The following is an 18,597-nucleotide window of genomic DNA, read 5'->3' as shown; positions in this document are numbered from 1 at the left end:
TCCGGGCGGCGGCCGGCAGGCCGTCACCGCGCGGCCGGGCCGCGCACCGGGCGCTCAGGGCTGACGGGCGGAGAACCGACGGCGCAGGTATCCGTACCAGGCGTGGACGTACGCGGCACTCACCGCGGCTCCGGGGGCGAAGAGGTCAAAGGCGTGGTAGGCGCCGGGGTACAGGTGCAGTTCGACGGGCACGCCGCCGGCCTGGAGCCTGGCCGCGTAGCTCAGGTCCTCGTCGCGGAAGACGTCGAGTTCGGCGGCCGCGACGAAGGTGGGCGGCAGGCCGGTGAGGTCCGTCGCGCGTGCGGGTGCGCAGTACGGCGGCACCTCGTCGGCGCCGGCGCGGTCCCCGAGGACCAGGTTCCAGGCCAGGATGTTGGTCGCGCGGTCCCAGATGCCGATGTCGGTGACCTCGTGACTCGAAGCGGTGGTGTTGCGGTCATCGAGCATCGGGTAGCTCAGCGCCTGGAACAGCGGCGCCGGCTCGCCCTGGTCGCGGATCATGAGCGCGGTGGCTGCGGCGATGCCGCCGCCACCGCTCTGCCCGGCCAGGGCGACGCGGCCCTCGTCGATGCCGAGCGCGGCTGCCTGACCGCGAAGCCAGCGATAGGCGAGCAGTCCGTCCTCGGCGGCGGCCGGGGCGGGAGCCTCCGGCGCGAGCCGGTAGTCGACGGAGGCGACGACGCAGCCGACCTCCAGGACCAGGGGCTTGAGGGCGGGATCGTCCTGGGCGGCGTATCCGAGGACCTGCCCCCCGCCGTGGAACCAGAGCAGCACCGGGAGCGGCCCGGCTGCCTCGGTGGGCCGCAGCAGCCGGACGGGGAGGGTCGATCCGTCCGGGCGGACCACGTCGACCTCTTCGACCGACACGGACGGCTCGTCCGGTGTCCCGGCCGCGATCGCCTCGGCGAAGGCGCGGACGCCGGCGCGCGTGCCCGCCAGGTCGCTGACGTCGAACACCCCCGCCTCCGTCATCGGCACCGCCTTCAGCGCCTCGGCGAGTTCGGGGTCGATCCGCTCGTGTGCGTTCTTGGTGTTCATGTCGTCCGTCTCCTCGCGGCTGCACAGCAGCCGGTCGTGCAGGCTCCCGACCTGGGCGGAGAGCACTGATGTCAGTTCGTGACATCACGGTAGCGCCCATGTCAGACCCTGTCATCACTCTGATGTCAGATTCTGACATCAGTGAGTAGGATCGGAACATGGGCCGATGGAAACCCGACGCACGAGGCCGCCTGGAGAAAGCGGCGATGGAGCTCTACAACGACAAGGGCTTCGACGCCACCACCGTGGCCGAGATCGCCGCCCGGGCCGAGGTCACCGAACGCACCTTCTACCGGCACTTCGTCGACAAGCGGGAAGTCCTCTTCCAGCCCAACGCCCTGGCTGACGTCCTCGCGCACGCCACGGCCACCGCCGCCGCACCTCTGGCGCCACTGGAGGTGATCGCCCACGCCCTGACCGAAGCCGCTCCCGTCCTCGAGGAACGCGCGGAACTGGTACGGCAGCGGCAGGCCGTCATCGCCGCCAATCCCGAACTGCAGGAACGCGAACTGGCCAAACTGGCCTCACTCGCGTCCACCCTCGCCGACGCGCTTCGCGAGCGCGGCCTGGAGGCCACCACCGCCACACTCGCGGCCGAAATCGGGATCGCCGCGTTCAAGGTCGCCATCGAACGCTGGGCCGACGACCCCGGCCGGCACACCCTCGCCCGGTGGATCCGGGAGACCCTGGACGCCATCAGGCACCTCACCGCACCGGCCGGGGGCGGACCGCGGCCACCATCCGGGCCGGCGTCGTGACCCCGGGCAGCACCACCCGGTTGGCCGCTCTGCGAAGGTCGGTTGAAGCGGAACCGGGCCCCGTCCGCTGCCGCACGGTCCCGGCGGGCGACCGCCTCAGCCTTCCGCCAGCACCGCCCGGATCACGTGCCGGGCGTTGGACGCCATCGCCGGGTTCGTCTTCCGGTAGTACGGCAGTGCGATCAGCGCCTGCGAGAGAGTCCGCCCCCGGCCGCGGATCCAGGTCGCGTCGTCCACGCCCAGCGCCTCGCGGAAGACTTCCCTCGCGTCGGCCGGCAACAGATTCCACGCCGGGAACAGATCACAGGCCGGATCGCCCACTCCCAGGCACCCGAAGTCGATCACCGAGGTCAGCCTGCCCCCGTCCACCAGCAGGTTGCCCGGCATGAGGTCGGCGTGCAGCCACACCGGCGGCCCGTCCCAGCCCGGTGCCGCCAGCGTCTCCTCCCACACGGCGGCGGCCGCGTCGCAGTCGACGCCCTCCTGCGGAATTCCGCGCAGTTCCTCGATCGCGGCCCTGGTCGCCGCGTCGAGCGAGGCGACCGGCCCGCCGCGGTGGGCCCGCGGCGCGCCCGGCAGGGTGATGCTCCGCATCGCCGCCACGAACCGGGCCAGATCCCCGGCCAGCAGTACCGGCTCGCTCAGGGCTCCCGCTTCCGGATTCTCCCCCGGCAGCCACCGGTACACCGACCACGGCCACGGATACCCCTCGGCGGGCTCTCCGGCCCCGAGCACCTCAGGGATGGGCGTGGGCAGGTGGGCCCTGAGCCGGGGCAGCCAGGTCCGCTCCGTCGGCACGTCGTCGGCCCCGCCCCGCACCAGCGGCAGCCGTACGGCCATGTCGTCCCCCAGCCGGAACATGGCGTTGACCGTGCCGCCGGACGCGAACCGCTCGACCGCGAGCCCCGCCCACCGCGGGAACTGCCCGGCGACCAGCCGCCGTACCAGGTCGTCGTCGACGTGATGGGTGCCGGGATGCATCCGCCCTGTGTTCATCGACGTCATCCGACCGCCTGCCGCCGACGGGCGTCAAACGCCTTTCCGGCAGGAAGCTCACCAGCGCACCGCGGTGAAGTCCACGGGGCGGGGCCGGAGTTCGCGCGTGCGGGCCGCCAAGTGCTGGAGCCGGGACGTCATTTCCTCGCGTGGGAGACGGCGGCGGTCACCGTGCCCCGGCAGCAGCCACTCGAAGCGCAGCCGGCCGGCGGCCCGGGTCAGCGAGGCGGCCAGTTCGCGGATGGAGTACCAGGTGACGCTGTCCACCACCTCGATGTCCGCCGTCGTACGCGACCAGTGGAAACTGTCGCCGCTGAAGCAGTACCGCTCGTCGGCCAGGTAGAGCACGCTGCCCCGGGTGTGCCCGGGGAAGGGGAGGGCGTGGACGCCGGCGGCGATCTCGGCCGGCTCGGCGCCGCGCAGCACCCGGTCGGCGTCCGGGGCGGCGTCGAGATCGCCCTCGTGGATCCAGAGCCGGGCGCCGAACCGGTCGGCGTACCGGCGGCCGTGCGCGGCGTGGTCGCGGTGGGTGAGGAGTACGTCGGTGACGGGCCCCGGCGCCTCGTAACGGGCGGCGAGCGCCGGGCTCCAGCGCGGGGTGTCGATCATCATCGACGTGCCGTCGGGGCGGCGCAGGAGGTAGGAGTTGGCGCCGGCGGTGTGCGGCGAGTTGTGCCCGCACAGCAGCACGGTGCCGGTGCCGGAGCCGGTGTCGTCGGCCAGGGGCATCGGGAACGGGTCCCGGGCCGGGTCCAGCCGCCCGCCCGGGGGCCGGACGGACCGGGTGGGGCAGGCGTGCGCCGCAGCGTGCAACCGTGCCGCCTCCGCCGGGTCGCGCGGCTGGCGCAGTACGGCCGAGCGCCCCGCCACCTCCCCGATGAGTCCCGGGGCGAGCTGCCGCGCGACGTCGCAGTTCGTGCAGCGCCCGTCCACCCGCCAGCCCCGTTCGGCCTCTTCGATTCCCATGACCCCGTCCTCTTCCGTTCCCGCACCGCCGGTCGCCCGGTCGCCTGGTCGCCTCAGAGGTATCCCCGGCGGGACGGAAAGCGGAAGGGGGCCAGGATCTGGTGGTTACGGCAAGGGGCTGCTCTGCCGAAGACGCCTCACGGCGGCTCACATCGGCTTGGGCTTGAAGACCGCGAAGGCGGCGCCCTGCGGGTCGGCGACCACGGACATGCGGCCGGCCATCATCTCGAACGGCGGTGCGATCACCGTGCCGTTCCGCTTGACCAGGGCGTCCACGGTGGAGTCGACGTCGTCGACCGCGAAGTAGGTGAGCCAGTGCGGCGGGACGCCGGGCCGGTCGTCGCCGAGCCGGGCGGCGCCGCCGACGCCCCGGCCGCCGACGTTCAGGGACCAGTAGGTCCCGTCGGCGCCCTCCATCGGCTGGATCTCGATCCCGAAGGCCTCGCCGTAGAAGCCGGTGGCGCCGGGTACGTCGCTGGTGTTCAGCTCGTTCCAGATCAGCGCGCCCGGCTCGTTGACCACCCCGGCGCCGTGGAACTCACCCGGCTGCCACACCCCGAACACCGCGCCCTGCGGGTCGGCGGCGATCAGCATCCGGCCGATGGTGCCGACGTCCATCACCGGGGCGATCAGCGTGCCGCCGGCCGAGACGATGGTGTCCTGGGTGGCCTGGGCGTCGGTGCTGGCCAGGTAGGTGGTCCACACGGTCGGCGGCTCCGGCTGCCCCTCCGGCGCCATGGCCGCGCCGATGCCCGCCACCGGCCTGCCCCGCAGCGTGCAGACCGCGTACCCGCCGAAGTCGGCCCCGCCGACCTCGCCCTGCCAGCCGAACAGGTCACGGTAGAAGTCCAGCGCCGCCTGCTGGTCCTGCGCCATCAGATCGACCCAGCACGGGGTGCCGGTCGCGTACGGAGTGGTGATCTCGGGCATGTGCAGCTCTCCCTGCGCGCGAAGAAGTTCCCCGCCGCCCACCATCACCGCCCCGGCGATTTCCCGCCACCGGAGCGACCGGGGTTTCCACGCTCGGCTCACCTACGCGCCCCCGATCCCGCAAGCCGTGGCGGCCAGGTGATGACGGTGACGGCAGCCCCCTACCGCGGTCGCCGCACGCGGAACTCGTTGCCGTCGGGGTCGAGCATCAGGACGCGGACACCGTCGTCCTCGCCGGTGTCGGGGCGCGTCGCGCCCAGCGCGACCAGGCGGCCGACCTCCGCCTCCCAGTCGGCGCCGGCGGGAGTCTCCAGCTCGAAGTACAACCTGTTCGGACCCGTCTTCGGCGCCACGGGCGGACCGCCCCACGTGATCTTCGTACCGCCGCCCGGCGACTGGATCGCGGTCTCCTGGTCCTGGTCCCACACCAGCGGCCACCGCAGCGCCTCGCTCCAGAAGCAACCGACCTCCCGCGTACCGTCGCAGGCCAGCGCCCCGATGAAGCCGGTGTCGGCGAGGAACTCGTTGCCCGCCTCGATGACGCAGAACTCGTTGCCGTCCGGGTCGGCGAGCACGACATGCCCCTCTTCCGGGCGCTGCCCCACGTCGATGTGTTTCCCGCCGAGCTCCAGCGCCCTCGCCACCGTCTGCCGCTGCTCCTCCGGGGAGGCGCTCGTCAGGTCGAAGTGCGCCCGGTTCTGCCCGGTCTTCGGCTCCTGGCCCGGCAGGAAACGGATGCGGAACCCGGCGGCGCCCGGGGGCAGGATCGCCACGCCGTCGTCCGGACCGTCGGCCGGTTCCCAGCCCAGGACCCCGGACCAGAACCGCGCCAGGTCCGACGGCCGGGTGGCGTTGAAGCAGATCGCGTACAGCTGACTGGCCATGTCCCGGGCATCTCCGATCCGCTGACGGCCGATACGTCGCCTTGCCCTTCCCGCGGGCGGCAGCCTAGGGGGCCGCGTGGTGCCCCCGCATCCGAAAATCCGGCGCGGGCGGACCGTCGGGTCCGTCGGCCCTCCGGGGCTACCCGGCGTCCTGGTTCGAGGTCGCGTGGAGCGAGCCGAGCAGGGCGAGGGCCTGGGCGCCGGGGCTGCCGGGCTCGGCCTGGTAGACGACGAGTTGCTGGCCCGGAGCGTCGCGTACGTCGAAGGCCTGGTACGTGAGGGTCAGGGGGCCGACGTCGGGGTGGAGCAGGTGTTTGGCGTCCTGGGTCTTGCCGCGGACGGCGTGGGTGTTCCAGAGGTGGGTGAAGTCCGCGCTGTGCCGGGCGAGGCCGTGGACGAGTTCCCGCAGGCGTGGGTTGTCCGGGTCGAGGCCGGCTGCCTGACGCAGATGACCCACGATGGTCTGTGCCGTGTCGGTCCACCGGGTGTAGAACTGCCGCCCCGCCGGGTCGAGGAAGGCCATGCGAGCCAGGTTGTCCGCCGGTTCGAACGGTGAGTGCAGGGCTTCGGCCAGCGTGTTCGCGGCCAGGATGTCCAAGGTCCGGTTGAGGACGAACGCGGGGGCGCCGGGGTAGCCGTCCATCAACTGGCGAAGGGCGGGACCGACCCGGTCCGTGGCGTGGCTGAACTGGTCGCCCGGCACGGTCCCGGCCAGCCGGTGCAGGTGGGCGTGGGCGTCGGCGTCCAGCCGCAGGGCGCGGCCGAGCGCGTCGAGGACGGGGGCCGAGGGGTGGCGTTCGCGGCCCTGTTCCAGGCGGGTGTAGTAGTCCACGTTCACCCCGGCCAGGACGGCGACCTCCTCGCGGCGCAGTCCGGCGACCCTGCGCACGCCGTGGCTCGCCATGCCGACGTCCTGCGGCCGCAGGGCCGCCCTGCGTGCGCGCAGGAACTCTCCCAGGTGGTGGTCGGTCATGCGCCCAGGCTAGGACGCCGGTGCCGGGTGCTGCCTGGGTGCGGTACACCCAGGCAGCACCCGCCCTGGCCGACCGCCTCCCACCTGCCCAGACTCGGCCGGGTGGGCGGCATGCGCGACGGAGAGCTCTCCCACGAACACCTCGTGCTCCACCGAGAGGAACAGCAGGCATGACGACGACAGACACCGCCAAGGTCGTGGCGGTCACCGGAGCGAGCAGCGGGATCGGTGAGGCGACCGCCCGCCGGCTCGCCGCCGACGGCCACCGCCTGCTCCTCGGAGCGCGCCGCACCGACCGTCTCGCAACGCTCACCGAGGAGATCACCACCGCGGGCGGCACCGCGGCCTTCCGACGGCTGGACGTCACGGACGCCGCCGATGTCCGGGCCTTCGTCTTTGCCGCCCGTGAGCGCTACGGCCGCGTGGACGTGCTCGTCAACAACGCCGGGGTCATGCCGCTCTCGCCGCTGGAAGCCCTGCGGACCGACGAGTGGGACCGGATGATCGACGTCAACGTGCGGGGTGTCCTGCACGGCATCGCCGCCGCCCTGCCCGTGATGCGCGCGCAGGGCGGCGGCCACTTCGTGAACATCGCCTCCGTCGGGGCGTACGAGGTATCTCCCACCGCCGCCGTCTACTGCGCCACCAAGTTCGCCGTCCGCGCGATCTCCGAAGGACTACGACAGGAGTCCACCGGCGCCGTCCGGGTCACCCTCGTCTCCCCGGGCGTGACCGAGTCCGAACTCGCCGAGGGCATCTCCGACCCCGCGGCCAGGGACGCCATGAAGACCTACCGCGCCGTGGCACTCCCCGCCTCCGCCGTCGCGGAGGCCATCGCCTACGCCGTCTCCCAGCCCCCGCAGGTGGACGTCAACGAAATAGTCGTCCGTCCCTCCGCGAGCGCTCAGTAGTCCCGAGCGGTCTCGTCGACGAAGCGCAGCAGCACGGCGGCCTCCGCGCGCAGCCGCCCGGCCCGGTCGGCGTGCGCGGGTGAGGTCAACTGCGCGGCGGCGTCCAGTCGTTCGGTGGCCTCCGCGTGTACGACACGCACCACGTCGCGCTCGCTCAGCTCACGCCGCGCCACCTCGGTTGCACCGGCCCCGACCGGCGACGCCTCAAGGGCCAGGCCACGCAGTTCCGTCCCGTCCACGGGCACCGCCTCGGCGTTGTCCAGCGCGGCGAGCGTGGCGCGCAGGGCGCTCACCGCGACCTTGTCACGGGCACGCATGGCTTCCGGCAGGGCTCGACGCATACGGAGGCGTACAGACTGGCGGGGAGCATCAACCATGCGCTGTATCCGGAGTTCGTGGTGAAGCGGCAAGTCGTGTCGGCATCCGTTCGGCGAGCCGCGGACAGTGACCGGCTGTCAGCGTAGTGGGAGAGTTCGACGCGTGCCCACCTCGGGCGGGATGAACTCCTGGCCGCAGCCGGTTCAGCGACCCCTGGAACCCGCGATCGCGTAGAGATGCTCAACGTGGGCTTTCCTGGCCGTGTAGTCGGGGTCTCGCGAGGTCTTCCAGGTCTTCAGGCGTTGAAAGGCGACGCCTCCTCGCGCAACCTGATGCGCAGGCCCTCAAGACTGATGTCGTCGACCGGCCCTCGCCGACCAGGAAGTTGGCCGGCTCGCCAGGCTCCGGGCGAAAACGGCAGGTTGTCCCCGGTCGGTCGGCCTGGACTTGGCGATCTTCTTGATTCACATCGTTCGGGCAGTGCGAAGGTCTTCGGTCGGCCGCCCTTGTACTTCGGGTGAAGGGAGTCGAAGCCGTCGGCACGGCGCCGCCTCGGCGAGTTGTTTGTCGATCGGTCCCGCGCCGCGCAGCACGGCGGCGTCGTAACCGAGTTCTCGCCTCAGCCTCCGAGCCTTGTCCGGTGAGCCGGTGCTGCCGACCACCCGGGCGGCACCCAGCAGCCGGGCGATCTGGCCCGCCAGGGTGCCCACAGCACCGGCGGCCCCGGTCACGAACACGGTGTCGCCCTCGTGGACCTTGGCCAGTCGGGTCAGCGCGCCGTACGCCGCAGAGCCCTGGGCGAGGTGGGCCACCGGGTAGGGCAGCGAGTCCGGACGCTGAGCCCGACCCATGGGGCAGGGGCAAGACCTGGCTGAGGATGCCGTTCAAGGTCGAAGCCACCGGCATCGCTGTTCAGAGGCACTGTCTGCTTTCGCGATCACGGGCGGGACAGTCCGCTTCGTGAAGACGCGAGGCCAACGGTGACGAGATCTCCGAGCCGGTGATCCGTGCTCACTCCGCCGGGTCGAGGTCCACGTAGGTGCGCACCCCGAGGTTGGCCGAGAGGATTCCTGACAGCGTGAGGCTGCGGTCGGCCGGCATGGGCAGCAGCACGGCGAGCGGGATGATCGCGTCGTACCAGGAGCCGATCGCGGAATCGTAGACGGGGATGTTGACCTTGCCGGCGGTGACGACGGCGCTGGCGGAGAAGCTGTAGATCGGGCTGCCGACGGTGACGAACGCCACCGCGCGGACCTTGGTGTGGGCCGGAACGTTGATCGTGACGGTGTTTGTCCACGTGGCGGTGTTGGTGGTGGTCTGGGACTGGGTGCCGGTGAAGCTGAACTCGCCGCTGACCGTCCACTCCGTGCCGGCGAAGGGCACGCCGGCCTTGAACTTGGCGGACACGCCCACCTTCAGCCCCTCGGTGAAGGAGAAGGTGAAGGTGTCGGTGGTGGTCTTGGAGTAGCTGAACTGTTCGGTGACGGTTGCGTCGGAGTTGTTGTCGATCTCCTTTTCGTCGACCAGTTCGGGGATCAGGACGCCGGGCAGCGTGTTGGTGAACTTCCAGTCCTCGACTGCCAGGTCGTAGGTGTAGAGGAAGGCGTCACCGCCACTGAGCTGGGTGATGGCGGCCGAGTCGGGGTAACCGGTCTGGACGAGGTACTGCTTGACGCGGGAGAGCATGTCCGGCCCGGACTTCTTCGCGATGGTTGTCTCCACCACCGCCTGCGGGTCCTGCGCGGTCCCGGCGGCGGACTGTCGGTGGTGGACGTGCTTCCTGGGCTCCGGAGAGCCGAGAGATGGCTCGGTGACGGTCATGCGATCTCCTTGAGTCGTGTCCCGACCTGCTGACCACCCCACTGTTCCGGACAGGCGTAAATATTTGATATATGCCGAATAATCGGGCGTATCGAGAATCGATCCCCGGGCTTGTCGGCTGGCCGACCGCAAGGCGGTGGTTCGAGTCCCGCGCCGGTCGTGGAGAGCCGGGGTGCGGACCGCGTCAGACGTGGATGCGGGCGCGGGGCTGCCCGTCGGTGCGACTGACCTCGATACACAGCCACGGTCCCCGCTCGGAAGCGGCGGCCCGGTCGCCCCTGCGGGGGCGGGGGGTCGAGCAGGAGTTCCGCGACGTGGCGCAGCTTGATGTTCGTGTGCTGCGGAACGTTCCGGTCAGGGCGCAAGGCGCTGGTGCCCGCCTACGCCGCGGCCAGCTCGCACCACACGTATTTCCCCCTGTTGCCGAACCTCGACAGCGGCTGCCAGCCCCACAGATCCGAACAGGCCCGCACCAGCGCCAGCCCCCGCCCCTCCTCCACCTCCCCGAGCCGCTCCAACGGCACCGGCGGCTCGGGCGGTTCGGGGTCCGCGTCCCACGCGCCGATCCGGAGAGTGCCGGGCGGCGACCAGCGGATGCGCAGGGCGGCGGGGCCCTTCGTATGCCGTACGGCGTTGGAGACCAGCTCGGTGGCGAGGAGTTCGGCGACGTCGAGGAAGGGGACGAGTTCATGCGCGGTGAGGACCAGTCTGAGCGTGTGCCGGCTGACGGGGACGGCGCGCAGGTCGTTGGGGATGGTGAGCGTGTACTCCCAGGCTGCGGGCATGCGTCATCAACTCCGGTGGTCGTGAGGGAGTTTGCCGCAGGGTGGCGTTGTCGCGGCCGTCGTGGCAGGACGGGGCGGTGCACTTCCGCTGCGTGTGTGGTGCGTCACTGACGGTACGGCTTTCATGTAAGACGGGGCAAGTCGATCGCGTAATCTGACCCCGAACGAGCTGCGTTCGCAGGCATGTTGAACCGGGGAGCAATTGATGGTCCTGAGGCGCGAACCAACCGCACGGCAGTTGCGCCTGGGGGCCGAGCTGCGCAGGCTCCGCGAGGCCGCGGGGCTCACCGCCATAGAGGCGGCGGCTCTGCTCGGTGCGAATCGCGTCCAGATCACCCAGATCGAATCCGGGCTCTCAGGCGTGAGCGAGCAGCGAGTGCGGCGCCTCGCATCGCACTATGCGTGTACGGACGATCAATTCATCGATGCTCTGGTGGCGATGGCCACCGATCGCACGCGGGGCTGGTGGGAGGAGTACCGGGGCCTGTTGCCCACTTCGTTCCTGGACCTGTCCGAGCTGGAGCACCATGCCGCATTCCTGCGTGATGTGGCGATCCTTTTCGTGCCGGGGCGCTTGCAGACGGCTGACTACGCCCGCGCCGTTTTCTCGTCCAGGCTGCCCGAACTTACCGGCGACGAGATCGAAGTGCGGGTCCGGCACCGGTTGGCGCGTCAGGAGCACGCTATCCCGCATGAGGTCGTCATCCATGAGGCGGCCCTGCGTATGAGGGTCAGCGACCGCGCCACTTCCAAGGCTCAGCTCTCTCGGCTGCTTCAGTTCTCCGAGGCGGACCACATCACCCTGCGGGTCGTCCCCTTCGATCTGGACTACTTCGCCGGGGCCTCGGGTGCGATGACGTACGCGGGTGGCCCGCTGGCCAAGTTGGACACGGTGGTACGTGACGCACCCTACGGTTCGGTGCTCATCGATTCCGAAGCTCAACTCAACACCTACCGAACAAGCTTCCGTAGAGTGGAGACGGCGTCCCTCGATGTCGACAGGTCGCGTGACTTCATCTGCAAGCTGGTAGAAGAGCTGTGAGGCATAGCGTGGACAACTGGCGGAAGTCGTCTTACTCCGGCGAGGGCGATGGCAACAGTTGCGTGGAGATCGCGGCCACTCCCCTCCGGATCGCCGTCCGCGACTCCAAGGCCCCCACCCGAGCCACCCTCACCTTCCCGGCAGGAGCCTTCGCCGCCTTCGTCGGGGAGATCAAGTCCGCGGGCTCGCCTGGACGCTAGGCGGCCGCGCCCTGACGCGCCGTGACCCGCTCGATGACCAGCCCCACCAGCACGGCCGCCGCGAGCATGAGTGCCTCCGTCACCACGAGGCAGGCCATCGAGCCGGGGGCCACTCGGCTTGCCAGCACGAGCAGCAGCGCGTGCCCGACCCAGGCGGCCCACCACAGATTCACCAGCGCCGTGTCCCGCTTCTCCCACGACGCGGAGCCGGCGCGGCCGATGTCGAGGACGATCCGGCGCGGGGCGACGAGGTTGACCACCGGTATGAACCAGGCGCCGATCGTCCAGCCCGGACTCGGGACCGCGGCCTCGGGGGACAGCTCCTGGGCGGTGCGCCGGGAGCGGGCGAGCCATACGAGGAACAGCACGGTCGTGAGGGTCATCAGATAGACGAAGATCATGGAGATGAGGCCGGACCTGTGCAGGGACGCGTCCGTGGGGTGCAGGTAGTGGTCCCGGAGGGCCACCGCGCGGAACAGGTCCGCCACGGCCGCCGCAGCTGTGAGCGCCTGCGCGGAGCGGGCGAGGAGGCGGGGAGTCGTGCGGGCGGCGCTCGTCATCGTCTTCGGCCTGTCTCGGAGGTGTGCGCCGTCGTGGCGGACGCTGGGGCGGAGTGATCATAGGGCCGGGCCGAGACCGGACGTCAGGACGCCGGCGGGCAGGGACGGGGACGGCCGGCCGGGATCGGGGCGCCAGGCCCGCCAGTCCGCCTCCCTGGTGAACGGGGTGCGACGCTCCTCGATCATGCGCACCGCCTGCGCGCGGGCCTTCTCGACGGCCCGGTGATCGGCCTCGCTGACCACACCGAGCCGGCGGCCGTGGGCGTACTCGTCCTCGTCCTTCCACTCCCACCGGGACAGGTCGGGCGCCACCACCAGGTCCAGGAGGAGGTCGAAGGTGTCGAAGCCGAGGTCAGTGCGGTGCACGGGCCGCTGGAAGTTGACGTACCAGTTGGCCAGCCGGTGGCCGTCCGAGACGTCGTAGAACGCGTTCACGCTGAACCAGGTGTCCGGCGGGACCCACTGCAGATGTGCCGTGTCGCGCCAGGACCAGCGGCCGAGCCGCCAACTGCCGTCGGCCAGGTTGGGCAGGGCCCGGATCCTGGCTTCCTCGTCCCCGGTCAGCAGCCACTCGATCCAGGTCGTCGGCGCCAGCACGTCCGCGCCGGGCAGGCAGCCCACGACCAGTGCCTCGGCGCCGTCCTCGACGACATGGAGCGCTTGCGCGCTCCACACCTTCCCGCGGAACACGTCACGTCGGACGGCGGTCTCACCCGGCCGGAACCATGCCATGGCGCATTATGACGCGCGCCGCCGCGGCGGCTGCACTCTCTCGGCGCCCTGAACAGAACAGAGAACCGGCGTTGTCGGCACGGTCTTGACGAGGCGTCCGTACCCCGCGCCTCTACGTCGCTGCTGCGGTCGTCTGTTCGTCGTGTTCGCGCAGCATCCGCATGCTCGCAAGACCGATCTCGCCGGGACACCAGTGCCGTATGGCCGTGGAGCCTCATCCGTGAGCCCTACGGGCCGGGATGGACGCTCGCAGGGAGCCACGGTGGGCGCGCCAGGCCGAAGTGTTCCTCAAGCATCAGCTCCGCCTGGGTGAGCGTGCCGTAGACCCACCCTTGCCCGGTCGACCAGGCATCTCCGCAGACGTACAGGTTGGCGTCGCGGAGTGGGCGGCGCATGCGCGGCACGACCTCCCAACTCTTCGCCCCTTACCTGCCAAAAGCGGTAGGCGGCTCCGCACGGGCCCTGCACCCAGTTCCGGAAGTAGGCGGCCGTCGGTTCGGGGTTACGGGCCTCGGGGTCGTGCAGTTCGCGCAGCTGGAGCTGTGCCTCGTCGACCAGCGGCCCCGACGCCGTCGCGCGCAGCGGACGGGGCGTCCGAGGCACCGCCACCGGGGCGAGACGGTTCGGCCGGGCCAGCAACTCGTTCCGGAACTCGACGTCGTTGAGGTCGTTGTAGGAGGCCAGCAGAAGGGCGTTGCGGCTGTCGGGGTCGGCCCCGGCGCGCAGGCCCAGATCCTCCCACCACGGCCGGTCGTAGCCGAGGAAGAGCTTGGAGGCGGGCCTCGGGACGATCGAGCCGAGGTCGGACATGAACCGGTCGCTGGTGAAAAGGGTCTGGGCGCGTGGGCCTTCGGCCGCGCTCGGCTGGGGCGCCGTACGGCCGCGGGCGGCAGCCGGAGCGCGTAGATCGTTGTCACGGCACACGCGAACACCGAAGGCGGTACATGGGCGCATCCTCCGCCGCCGGAGGCAGTTACTCCGGTACACCCCTCGCCCGGACGATCGGCATCAAGCCCGCACAGCAGGTGCGACTGTGTCACGCCCCCGCGCCGTGGGGCGTTCTGGGGCTGCCGTGAGGTCGCAGAGGGGGCCGACCGGAGCGGACGCCACCGTGGAACTGCCAGTAATCCGGACGGAGTCTGCCGGTGAACACGCACCGGGCCAGGCAGTCGTCACAGTTGGTCGTGGTTCAGCGACCCGGTGGGCGGACAGTTGGCGGTCCGTCGATCCGGTGTCTGCCGCCGTCCTCGCGCTGGAGCGGCAGCGCTGAAAGGGCTGAATGGGTGCTCTTCGGCAGAGCGGACCGGCGCACCGCAGCACGCTCCGAACCAGGCCTGTATCTCTGTCTGGAACGGCACCTGAGGCGATGGAAGGCTGGAGAAGATGGCTTTTGAGCGAAGGAAATTCCTCATGGCCGACGCCATGGGGGGTGCGGCCATGCTTCCACAGGGTGTTCTGGGGGCGCGGGCGTATGCGGCGACGGCTCACGAGGCAACGTGTCCGGGCGGCCCGATCCCGCACACCCCTTCGCTGAAGAAGTACGTCGACCCGCTTCCCACGCCGTTGACAGCCGTCCCGGATCCCTCCGCCTATCCGGGCCGACTACTACGAGATCACGATGCGACAGGACTCGTGGCGCTTCCACCGGGATCTCGGGCCGGCAACCGTGTGGGGTTACTGGGCCAACAACCCGCACGATCCGCACAAGCCGACCGGCATGGGCTACCTCGGGCCGACCATCAGCGTGAGCACGGACCGTCCGACGGTCGTCAAATACCGCAACGAGCTGCCGACCACCCACCTGTTCCAGTTCGTGATCGACGCCATCCGCAGCGGGTGCGACGAGCTCACCCCGACCCCTCCGCCTCCCTACAAGCCCGTCTTGCCTTTTCCCTCGAATGTCAATGTGTGGAACGTCGTACATCAGCACGGCGGTTTCACAGCGCCACAGTCCGACGGAATGCCGATGCAGTCGTTCAGTCCGGACGGTATCCACGCCGCGCACTACACCACCTTGGAACCGGGCCGGGTCGAACCCAACGAAGCGATCTACGCCTACACCAACCACGACCGTTCGTGCATGCTCTGGTATCACGATCACGGCATGGGGATGACCAGCCTCAACGTCTACGCGGGCCTGGCCGGGCTCTGGCGTATCGGTGACCCCGCCGACGAGCGGCTCGGGCTGCCGCGAGGCGAATTCGAGGTCCCCCTCGTCCTGCAGGACCGGACCTTCCACCCGGACGGCTCGCTTGCTTACACCATGACCCTGCAGGAAGGCGAGGACACCCCGATCGTGAACGGGAAGGCGTACCCCTTCCTGACCGTCGAGCCGCGACGCTACCGGCTGCGCCTTCTCAACGCTTCGAACGAGCGTTTCTGGCGGCTGAGGTTCGAGACCCAGCCCAGGGACGCAGTGCCTGAGGCCCAACTGCCGTTCTGGCTCATCGGCACCGACAGCGGTTTCCGCGCCCCGTTGCAGATGCTGAACTTCCTGATCTCGCCGGCCGAGCGGTACGACCTGATCATCGACTTCAGCCAGGTGCGCATGGGTACGAAGGTCAGACTGGTGAACTACCATGCGCCGGTCCACTACCCCGGCATGCCGGGCGAGGGGCCGGAAATCCGGGACATCATGGAATTCCGGGTCACCAAACCGCTGTCCGGAGGCGTGGACAGGTCGAGGCCGCCCAGGGAACTCAGGCTGCCGACACCCGCACCGGTCAAGCCGAAACCGCACACCCGTCGCCGGCAATGGGTCGTGTACCAGCACCAGCTGTTCAGGACCATGACGTTCAACGCGGTGCCGTTCGAGGCGCCGTCCCAGGACTTCATCGAGGAGGGCTCGACCGAGATCTGGGAGTACATCAATCCCAACCACGACGCCCACCCGATGCACGTCCACCTTGTCAACTTCCAGGTGCTGGACAGGCAGCCGATCGACGCGGCCGCCTACCAGGCCGATTACGACAAGTGGATTGACGGTGGCCGCAAAACGAAGGACCTGCCGGTGCTGGAGAACTATTTCACCGGCCCACCGGTACCGCCGGACCCGGACGAAGCACGGTCCAACAAGGACACGTTCAAATCCTATCCGGAGACGGTCACCAGAATCATCATCCAGGAATTCACCCCGCCGACGGCTACGATCGCGTCGATTCCGGGCAGCGGTACCAAGCTCCCGGCGACGTACATCCACCACTGCCACATTCTCGAACACGAGGACGACGATCTGATGCGCCCGTGGACGATCGTCGAACACGGCGACCACAGCGGTGGCGGCCATGACGGCGGCCACGGCCGCTGACGGGATCGATCGACCCGCGTGTGCCGGTCCGCGCCCACAAGGGGCCCTGACCGGCACTGACGCCGTCCGGCCTCGCCCTGCGTCCCAGCGCGGTGCGAGCTCAGCGATCAACTCGCCGAGATGCTGGGCTGAATGCCCACAGAACGCACGGTGGGACATGGCGGCACGAGCCTTCTTGATCTGCACACCCCAAGAACCCACACGGGCGTCGTCAGTCACGGCAGAGTCCAGTGGATCGCTCCTGTCTACCCTCACCCGTATGACGATCGACTGGATAGCGGAAGCCCAACGCCTGGCCCATGGGCGACGCTTTGACGAGTTCAGCTGTCCGTCCTCGGGACAGGACTCCTCCCCGGCGCCGCTGTCCGAGTACGAGGTGTTCCAGGAGCGCAAGACGTCCGGCGCCGTGTTCATCCAGGACAACGGCTGTGGCTTCTCGACACTGCTCGTCGTCACTGGTCCGCACCGAGGCACGATGTGGTTCGACGGCCGCGCGACCTGTGACCAAATCCTTCCGCTCAATCTGGAGGGTCGGCCCGTGTCGTTCACGGACTGGCTCGGTCGGAGTTCCATGGATCTGCTCAACTGGTGAACGCGCCGAGCCGACACCCGGCCAGATCAGGAGCGGTCAGATCAATCGCGGGTCAGGTCGTTAGTGGTCGGCTCCGGAAGTCCTTCGAGGGCTGACGTGAGTCAGATTGGGTGCGGGTTCTCGGGAGGGCGAGGTAGCGGCCGGTCGCGCAGTCCAAGACATGCTCGGGGGACCGAGGGATTCATCCGTGGGCAGGAAGCCGTCTTCATGCCTGTCGGATCTGGTCAGGCAGGGAACGTGGGAGTGTCAGGTGATGGCCGAGTCGCTGTCATCGAGGGGCTCGCTCCGCAGCAGCTCGCTCGCCGCCCGGTGGACCTTCGCCAGGGCGTTCAAGAGGGATTCGCGTTCGGTCTCGGTGAGATCCGCGGTGACCTTCTCCTCAATCAACCGCCGTTCCGCCTCCACCGGTTTCTGTAGCGCACGCCCCGCGTCGGTGAGCCAGAGGCGGACGAGGCGGTTGTCCCGGTCGTCGCGGCGGCGGATGAGCATCCCGGCCGCGGTCATTCGGTCGGCCATCTTGACGACGGTGGGCGTCGTGACGTTCAGCGCGGCGGCGACTTCGCCGGGCGTGCTGCCGTCCCGCTCCCACAGCACGGCGAGCAGGTAGTTCTGTCCGACGTGCAGCCCGTGGCGTCGCATGGCCGCGTCGGCCAGGGCCCGGAGCACCTTCGACGTTCTGCCGTGCAGGTCCAGGAACTCTGACATTGCGGCCTTTCGGTGATGTGCGGGAGTGACTGCCCAGCCTCAAGCAAGTCGATTGACGGCTAATCATTCACCGGCTAGCGTTCTCTCGATCTCGTTAGACGGCAAACGACTTTGGGGAGCCATGATGATACTGGTCACCGGAGCCACCGGGAACATCGGCCGCGAACTCACCCGCGAACTCGACGCGAAAGGCGCGAAGTTACGTCTCCTCGTCCGCGACCCCAACCGCGCCGCCGGACTGCCCGAGGGTGCCGAGCGCGCCGTCGGCGACCTGGGGGAACCCGCGACACTGCCTCCCGCCTTCGCCGGCGTCGACAAACTCTTCCTGCTCACACAGGGCATCGGCACCGAATACACCGCCGCCGCCATCGCCGCCGCCGCCGGGGTGCACCACATCGTGCACCTGTCCTCTTTCCACGTCGTCCTCGACCCGATACCCGCCATGGGACGCTGGCACCACGATCGCGAGGAGATCATCCGCGCCTCCGGCATACCCGCCACCTTCCTGCGGCCCGGCGGCTTCATGACCAACGCGCTCGACTGGCTGCCCACCATCCGCGAGGCAAACTACGTCCTCGACCCGGTCGGCCCGGGCCGCTATGCGCCGATCGACCCCGCGGACATCGCCGCGGTCGCCGCCCTCGCCCTGACAGAGGCCGGCCACCAGGGCAAGGAGTACGTCCTCACCGGCGACGAGATGTTCACCGTCACCGAGCAGGTCCGGATCATCTCCGAGACGATCGGCCGCGACATCGAGGTCCGGGAAGCGGCCACACCGGCCGAGGCCGTACGGTTCCGCTTCCCCAACGGGGCACCCCAAGCACTCGCCGACGCTCTCACGGAGGGCCTCACCCTCATGCGTGCCGACACCGTCGGGTTCCGGACGGACACCGTGGAGCGGCTGCTCGGACGCAGCCCGCGGACTTTCGCGGACTGGTGTGCGCGTAACGCCGACGCGTTCCGGCGGCCTGAAACCGCCTGAGCCGACGGACGACCGCGCCCTCTTCTGCTTCTGCTGATCGGTCTGCCTGCTGTTGCCGGCCGCCTGCCGGACAGCGCGGCGCTAGCGCACCGCAGCA

20 protein-coding genes and 2 pseudogenes are annotated in these 18,597 nt (G+C 69.9%); 7 read left to right on the top strand and 15 right to left on the bottom strand.

The genetic code is table 11. The features are described from left to right. Positions 1–54 precede the first annotated feature (54 nt). Entirely contained in the window at positions 55–1,104 is a 1,050-nt protein-coding gene (locus tag AB0P24_RS03305; protein WP_365790470.1) for an alpha/beta hydrolase, read from the bottom strand. A gap of 92 nt (positions 1,105–1,196) precedes the next feature. Here AB0P24_RS03305 and AB0P24_RS03300 point away from each other — a divergent pair, with 92 nt between their 5' ends. Continuing rightward, positions 1,197–1,796, top strand: a complete 600-nt coding sequence (locus tag AB0P24_RS03300; RefSeq protein WP_365790469.1) for a TetR family transcriptional regulator — start codon at positions 1,197–1,199, stop codon at positions 1,794–1,796. Positions 1,797–1,892: 96 nt separating this feature from the next. On the opposite strand, the gene AB0P24_RS03295 is transcribed toward AB0P24_RS03300, so the two are convergent. The 5 genes from AB0P24_RS03295 to AB0P24_RS03275 form a co-directional block, all read right to left on the bottom strand. Beyond that, a complete protein-coding gene (locus AB0P24_RS03295) occupies positions 1,893–2,792 on the bottom strand; it encodes an aminoglycoside phosphotransferase family protein (RefSeq protein ID WP_365790468.1) in 900 nt (299 codons plus the stop codon). A 57-nt stretch (positions 2,793–2,849) separates the two neighbouring features. Further along, positions 2,850–3,758, bottom strand: coding sequence for an MBL fold metallo-hydrolase (locus AB0P24_RS03290; RefSeq protein WP_365790467.1), 909 nt, complete (start codon positions 3,756–3,758; stop codon positions 2,850–2,852). A 147-nt stretch (positions 3,759–3,905) separates the two neighbouring features. Further along, entirely contained in the window at positions 3,906–4,688 is a 783-nt protein-coding gene (locus AB0P24_RS03285; RefSeq protein WP_365790466.1) for a VOC family protein, read from the bottom strand. Between the two features lie 161 nt (positions 4,689–4,849). Continuing rightward, a complete protein-coding gene (locus AB0P24_RS03280) occupies positions 4,850–5,572 on the bottom strand; it encodes a VOC family protein (protein WP_365790465.1) in 723 nt (240 codons plus the stop codon). Positions 5,573–5,711: 139 nt separating this feature from the next. Next, positions 5,712–6,545, bottom strand: a complete 834-nt coding sequence (locus tag AB0P24_RS03275) for a helix-turn-helix transcriptional regulator (RefSeq protein WP_365790464.1) — start codon at positions 6,543–6,545, stop codon at positions 5,712–5,714. Between the two features lie 170 nt (positions 6,546–6,715). Here AB0P24_RS03275 and AB0P24_RS03270 point away from each other — a divergent pair, with 170 nt between their 5' ends. Beyond that, complete coding sequence (locus AB0P24_RS03270) at positions 6,716–7,456, top strand: SDR family oxidoreductase (RefSeq protein WP_365790463.1); 741 nt, start codon at positions 6,716–6,718, stop codon at positions 7,454–7,456. On the opposite strand, the gene AB0P24_RS03265 is transcribed toward AB0P24_RS03270, so the two are convergent. From AB0P24_RS03265 to AB0P24_RS03245, 5 genes and pseudogenes are all read right to left on the bottom strand, one after another. Beyond that, complete coding sequence (locus tag AB0P24_RS03265) at positions 7,450–7,773, bottom strand: hypothetical protein (RefSeq protein ID WP_365790672.1); 324 nt, start codon at positions 7,771–7,773, stop codon at positions 7,450–7,452. The two genes, AB0P24_RS03270 and AB0P24_RS03265, sit on opposite strands and share 7 nt — an antisense overlap. A 222-nt stretch (positions 7,774–7,995) precedes the next feature. Then, positions 7,996–8,315: pseudogene (locus AB0P24_RS03260) on the bottom strand (IS630 family transposase); the annotation flags it as partial. Position 8,316: 1 nt separating this feature from the next. After that, positions 8,317–8,604: pseudogene (locus tag AB0P24_RS03255) on the bottom strand (NADP-dependent oxidoreductase); the annotation flags it as partial. A 181-nt stretch (positions 8,605–8,785) separates the two neighbouring features. Next, entirely contained in the window at positions 8,786–9,595 is an 810-nt protein-coding gene (locus AB0P24_RS03250; protein ID WP_365790462.1) for an ETX/MTX2 family pore-forming toxin, read from the bottom strand. Between the two features lie 380 nt (positions 9,596–9,975). Further along, a complete protein-coding gene (locus AB0P24_RS03245; RefSeq protein ID WP_365790461.1) occupies positions 9,976–10,380 on the bottom strand; it encodes an ATP-binding protein in 405 nt (134 codons plus the stop codon). 205 nt (positions 10,381–10,585) lie between these two features. On the opposite strand from AB0P24_RS03245, the gene AB0P24_RS03240 reads away from it, so the two are divergent. Further along, entirely contained in the window at positions 10,586–11,422 is an 837-nt protein-coding gene (locus tag AB0P24_RS03240) for a helix-turn-helix transcriptional regulator (RefSeq protein ID WP_365790460.1), read from the top strand. Positions 11,423–11,430: 8 nt separating this feature from the next. After that, positions 11,431–11,622, top strand: a complete 192-nt coding sequence (locus AB0P24_RS03235) for a DUF397 domain-containing protein (RefSeq protein WP_365790459.1) — start codon at positions 11,431–11,433, stop codon at positions 11,620–11,622. On the opposite strand, the gene AB0P24_RS03230 is transcribed toward AB0P24_RS03235, so the two are convergent. The 3 genes from AB0P24_RS03230 to AB0P24_RS03220 form a co-directional block, all read right to left on the bottom strand. Continuing rightward, on the bottom strand, positions 11,619–12,182 hold the full coding sequence (locus AB0P24_RS03230) for a DUF4328 domain-containing protein (protein ID WP_365790458.1): 564 nt from the start codon (positions 12,180–12,182) through the stop codon (positions 11,619–11,621). The genes AB0P24_RS03235 and AB0P24_RS03230 overlap by 4 nt on opposite strands. 57 nt (positions 12,183–12,239) lie before the next feature. Beyond that, positions 12,240–12,914: a DUF402 domain-containing protein gene (locus tag AB0P24_RS03225; RefSeq protein ID WP_365790457.1), complete on the bottom strand. Its 675-nt coding sequence runs from the start codon at positions 12,912–12,914 to the stop codon at positions 12,240–12,242. A 288-nt stretch (positions 12,915–13,202) separates the two neighbouring features. Further along, a complete protein-coding gene (locus AB0P24_RS03220) occupies positions 13,203–13,724 on the bottom strand; it encodes an FAD-dependent oxidoreductase (RefSeq protein WP_365790456.1) in 522 nt (173 codons plus the stop codon). Between the two features lie 808 nt (positions 13,725–14,532). On the opposite strand from AB0P24_RS03220, the gene AB0P24_RS03215 reads away from it, so the two are divergent. Beyond that, the gene (locus AB0P24_RS03215; protein WP_365790455.1) at positions 14,533–16,221 is read left to right on the top strand and encodes a multicopper oxidase domain-containing protein; all 1,689 of its coding nucleotides are present in this window, start codon (positions 14,533–14,535) and stop codon (positions 16,219–16,221) included. Between the two features lie 259 nt (positions 16,222–16,480). Further along, the gene (locus AB0P24_RS03210) at positions 16,481–16,813 is read left to right on the top strand and encodes a hypothetical protein (protein ID WP_365790454.1); all 333 of its coding nucleotides are present in this window, start codon (positions 16,481–16,483) and stop codon (positions 16,811–16,813) included. Positions 16,814–17,059: 246 nt separating this feature from the next. Here AB0P24_RS03210 and AB0P24_RS03205 read toward each other — a convergent pair whose 3' ends face one another. Next, positions 17,060–17,518, bottom strand: a complete 459-nt coding sequence (locus AB0P24_RS03205) for a MarR family winged helix-turn-helix transcriptional regulator (RefSeq protein WP_365790453.1) — start codon at positions 17,516–17,518, stop codon at positions 17,060–17,062. Between the two features lie 121 nt (positions 17,519–17,639). Here AB0P24_RS03205 and AB0P24_RS03200 point away from each other — a divergent pair, with 121 nt between their 5' ends. Next, positions 17,640–18,500 (top strand): NAD(P)H-binding protein, encoded by an 861-nt coding sequence (locus AB0P24_RS03200; RefSeq protein ID WP_365790452.1) that lies wholly within the window; start codon positions 17,640–17,642, stop codon positions 18,498–18,500. The last annotated feature ends 97 nt before the right edge of the window (positions 18,501–18,597 follow it).

The organism is Streptomyces sp. NPDC086519 (assembly GCF_040686075.1).
GTDB classification, from domain to species: Bacteria; Actinomycetota; Actinomycetes; order Streptomycetales; family Streptomycetaceae; genus Streptomyces; species Streptomyces shenzhenensis.
This window is presented reverse-complemented; position numbering and strand designations above follow the sequence as displayed.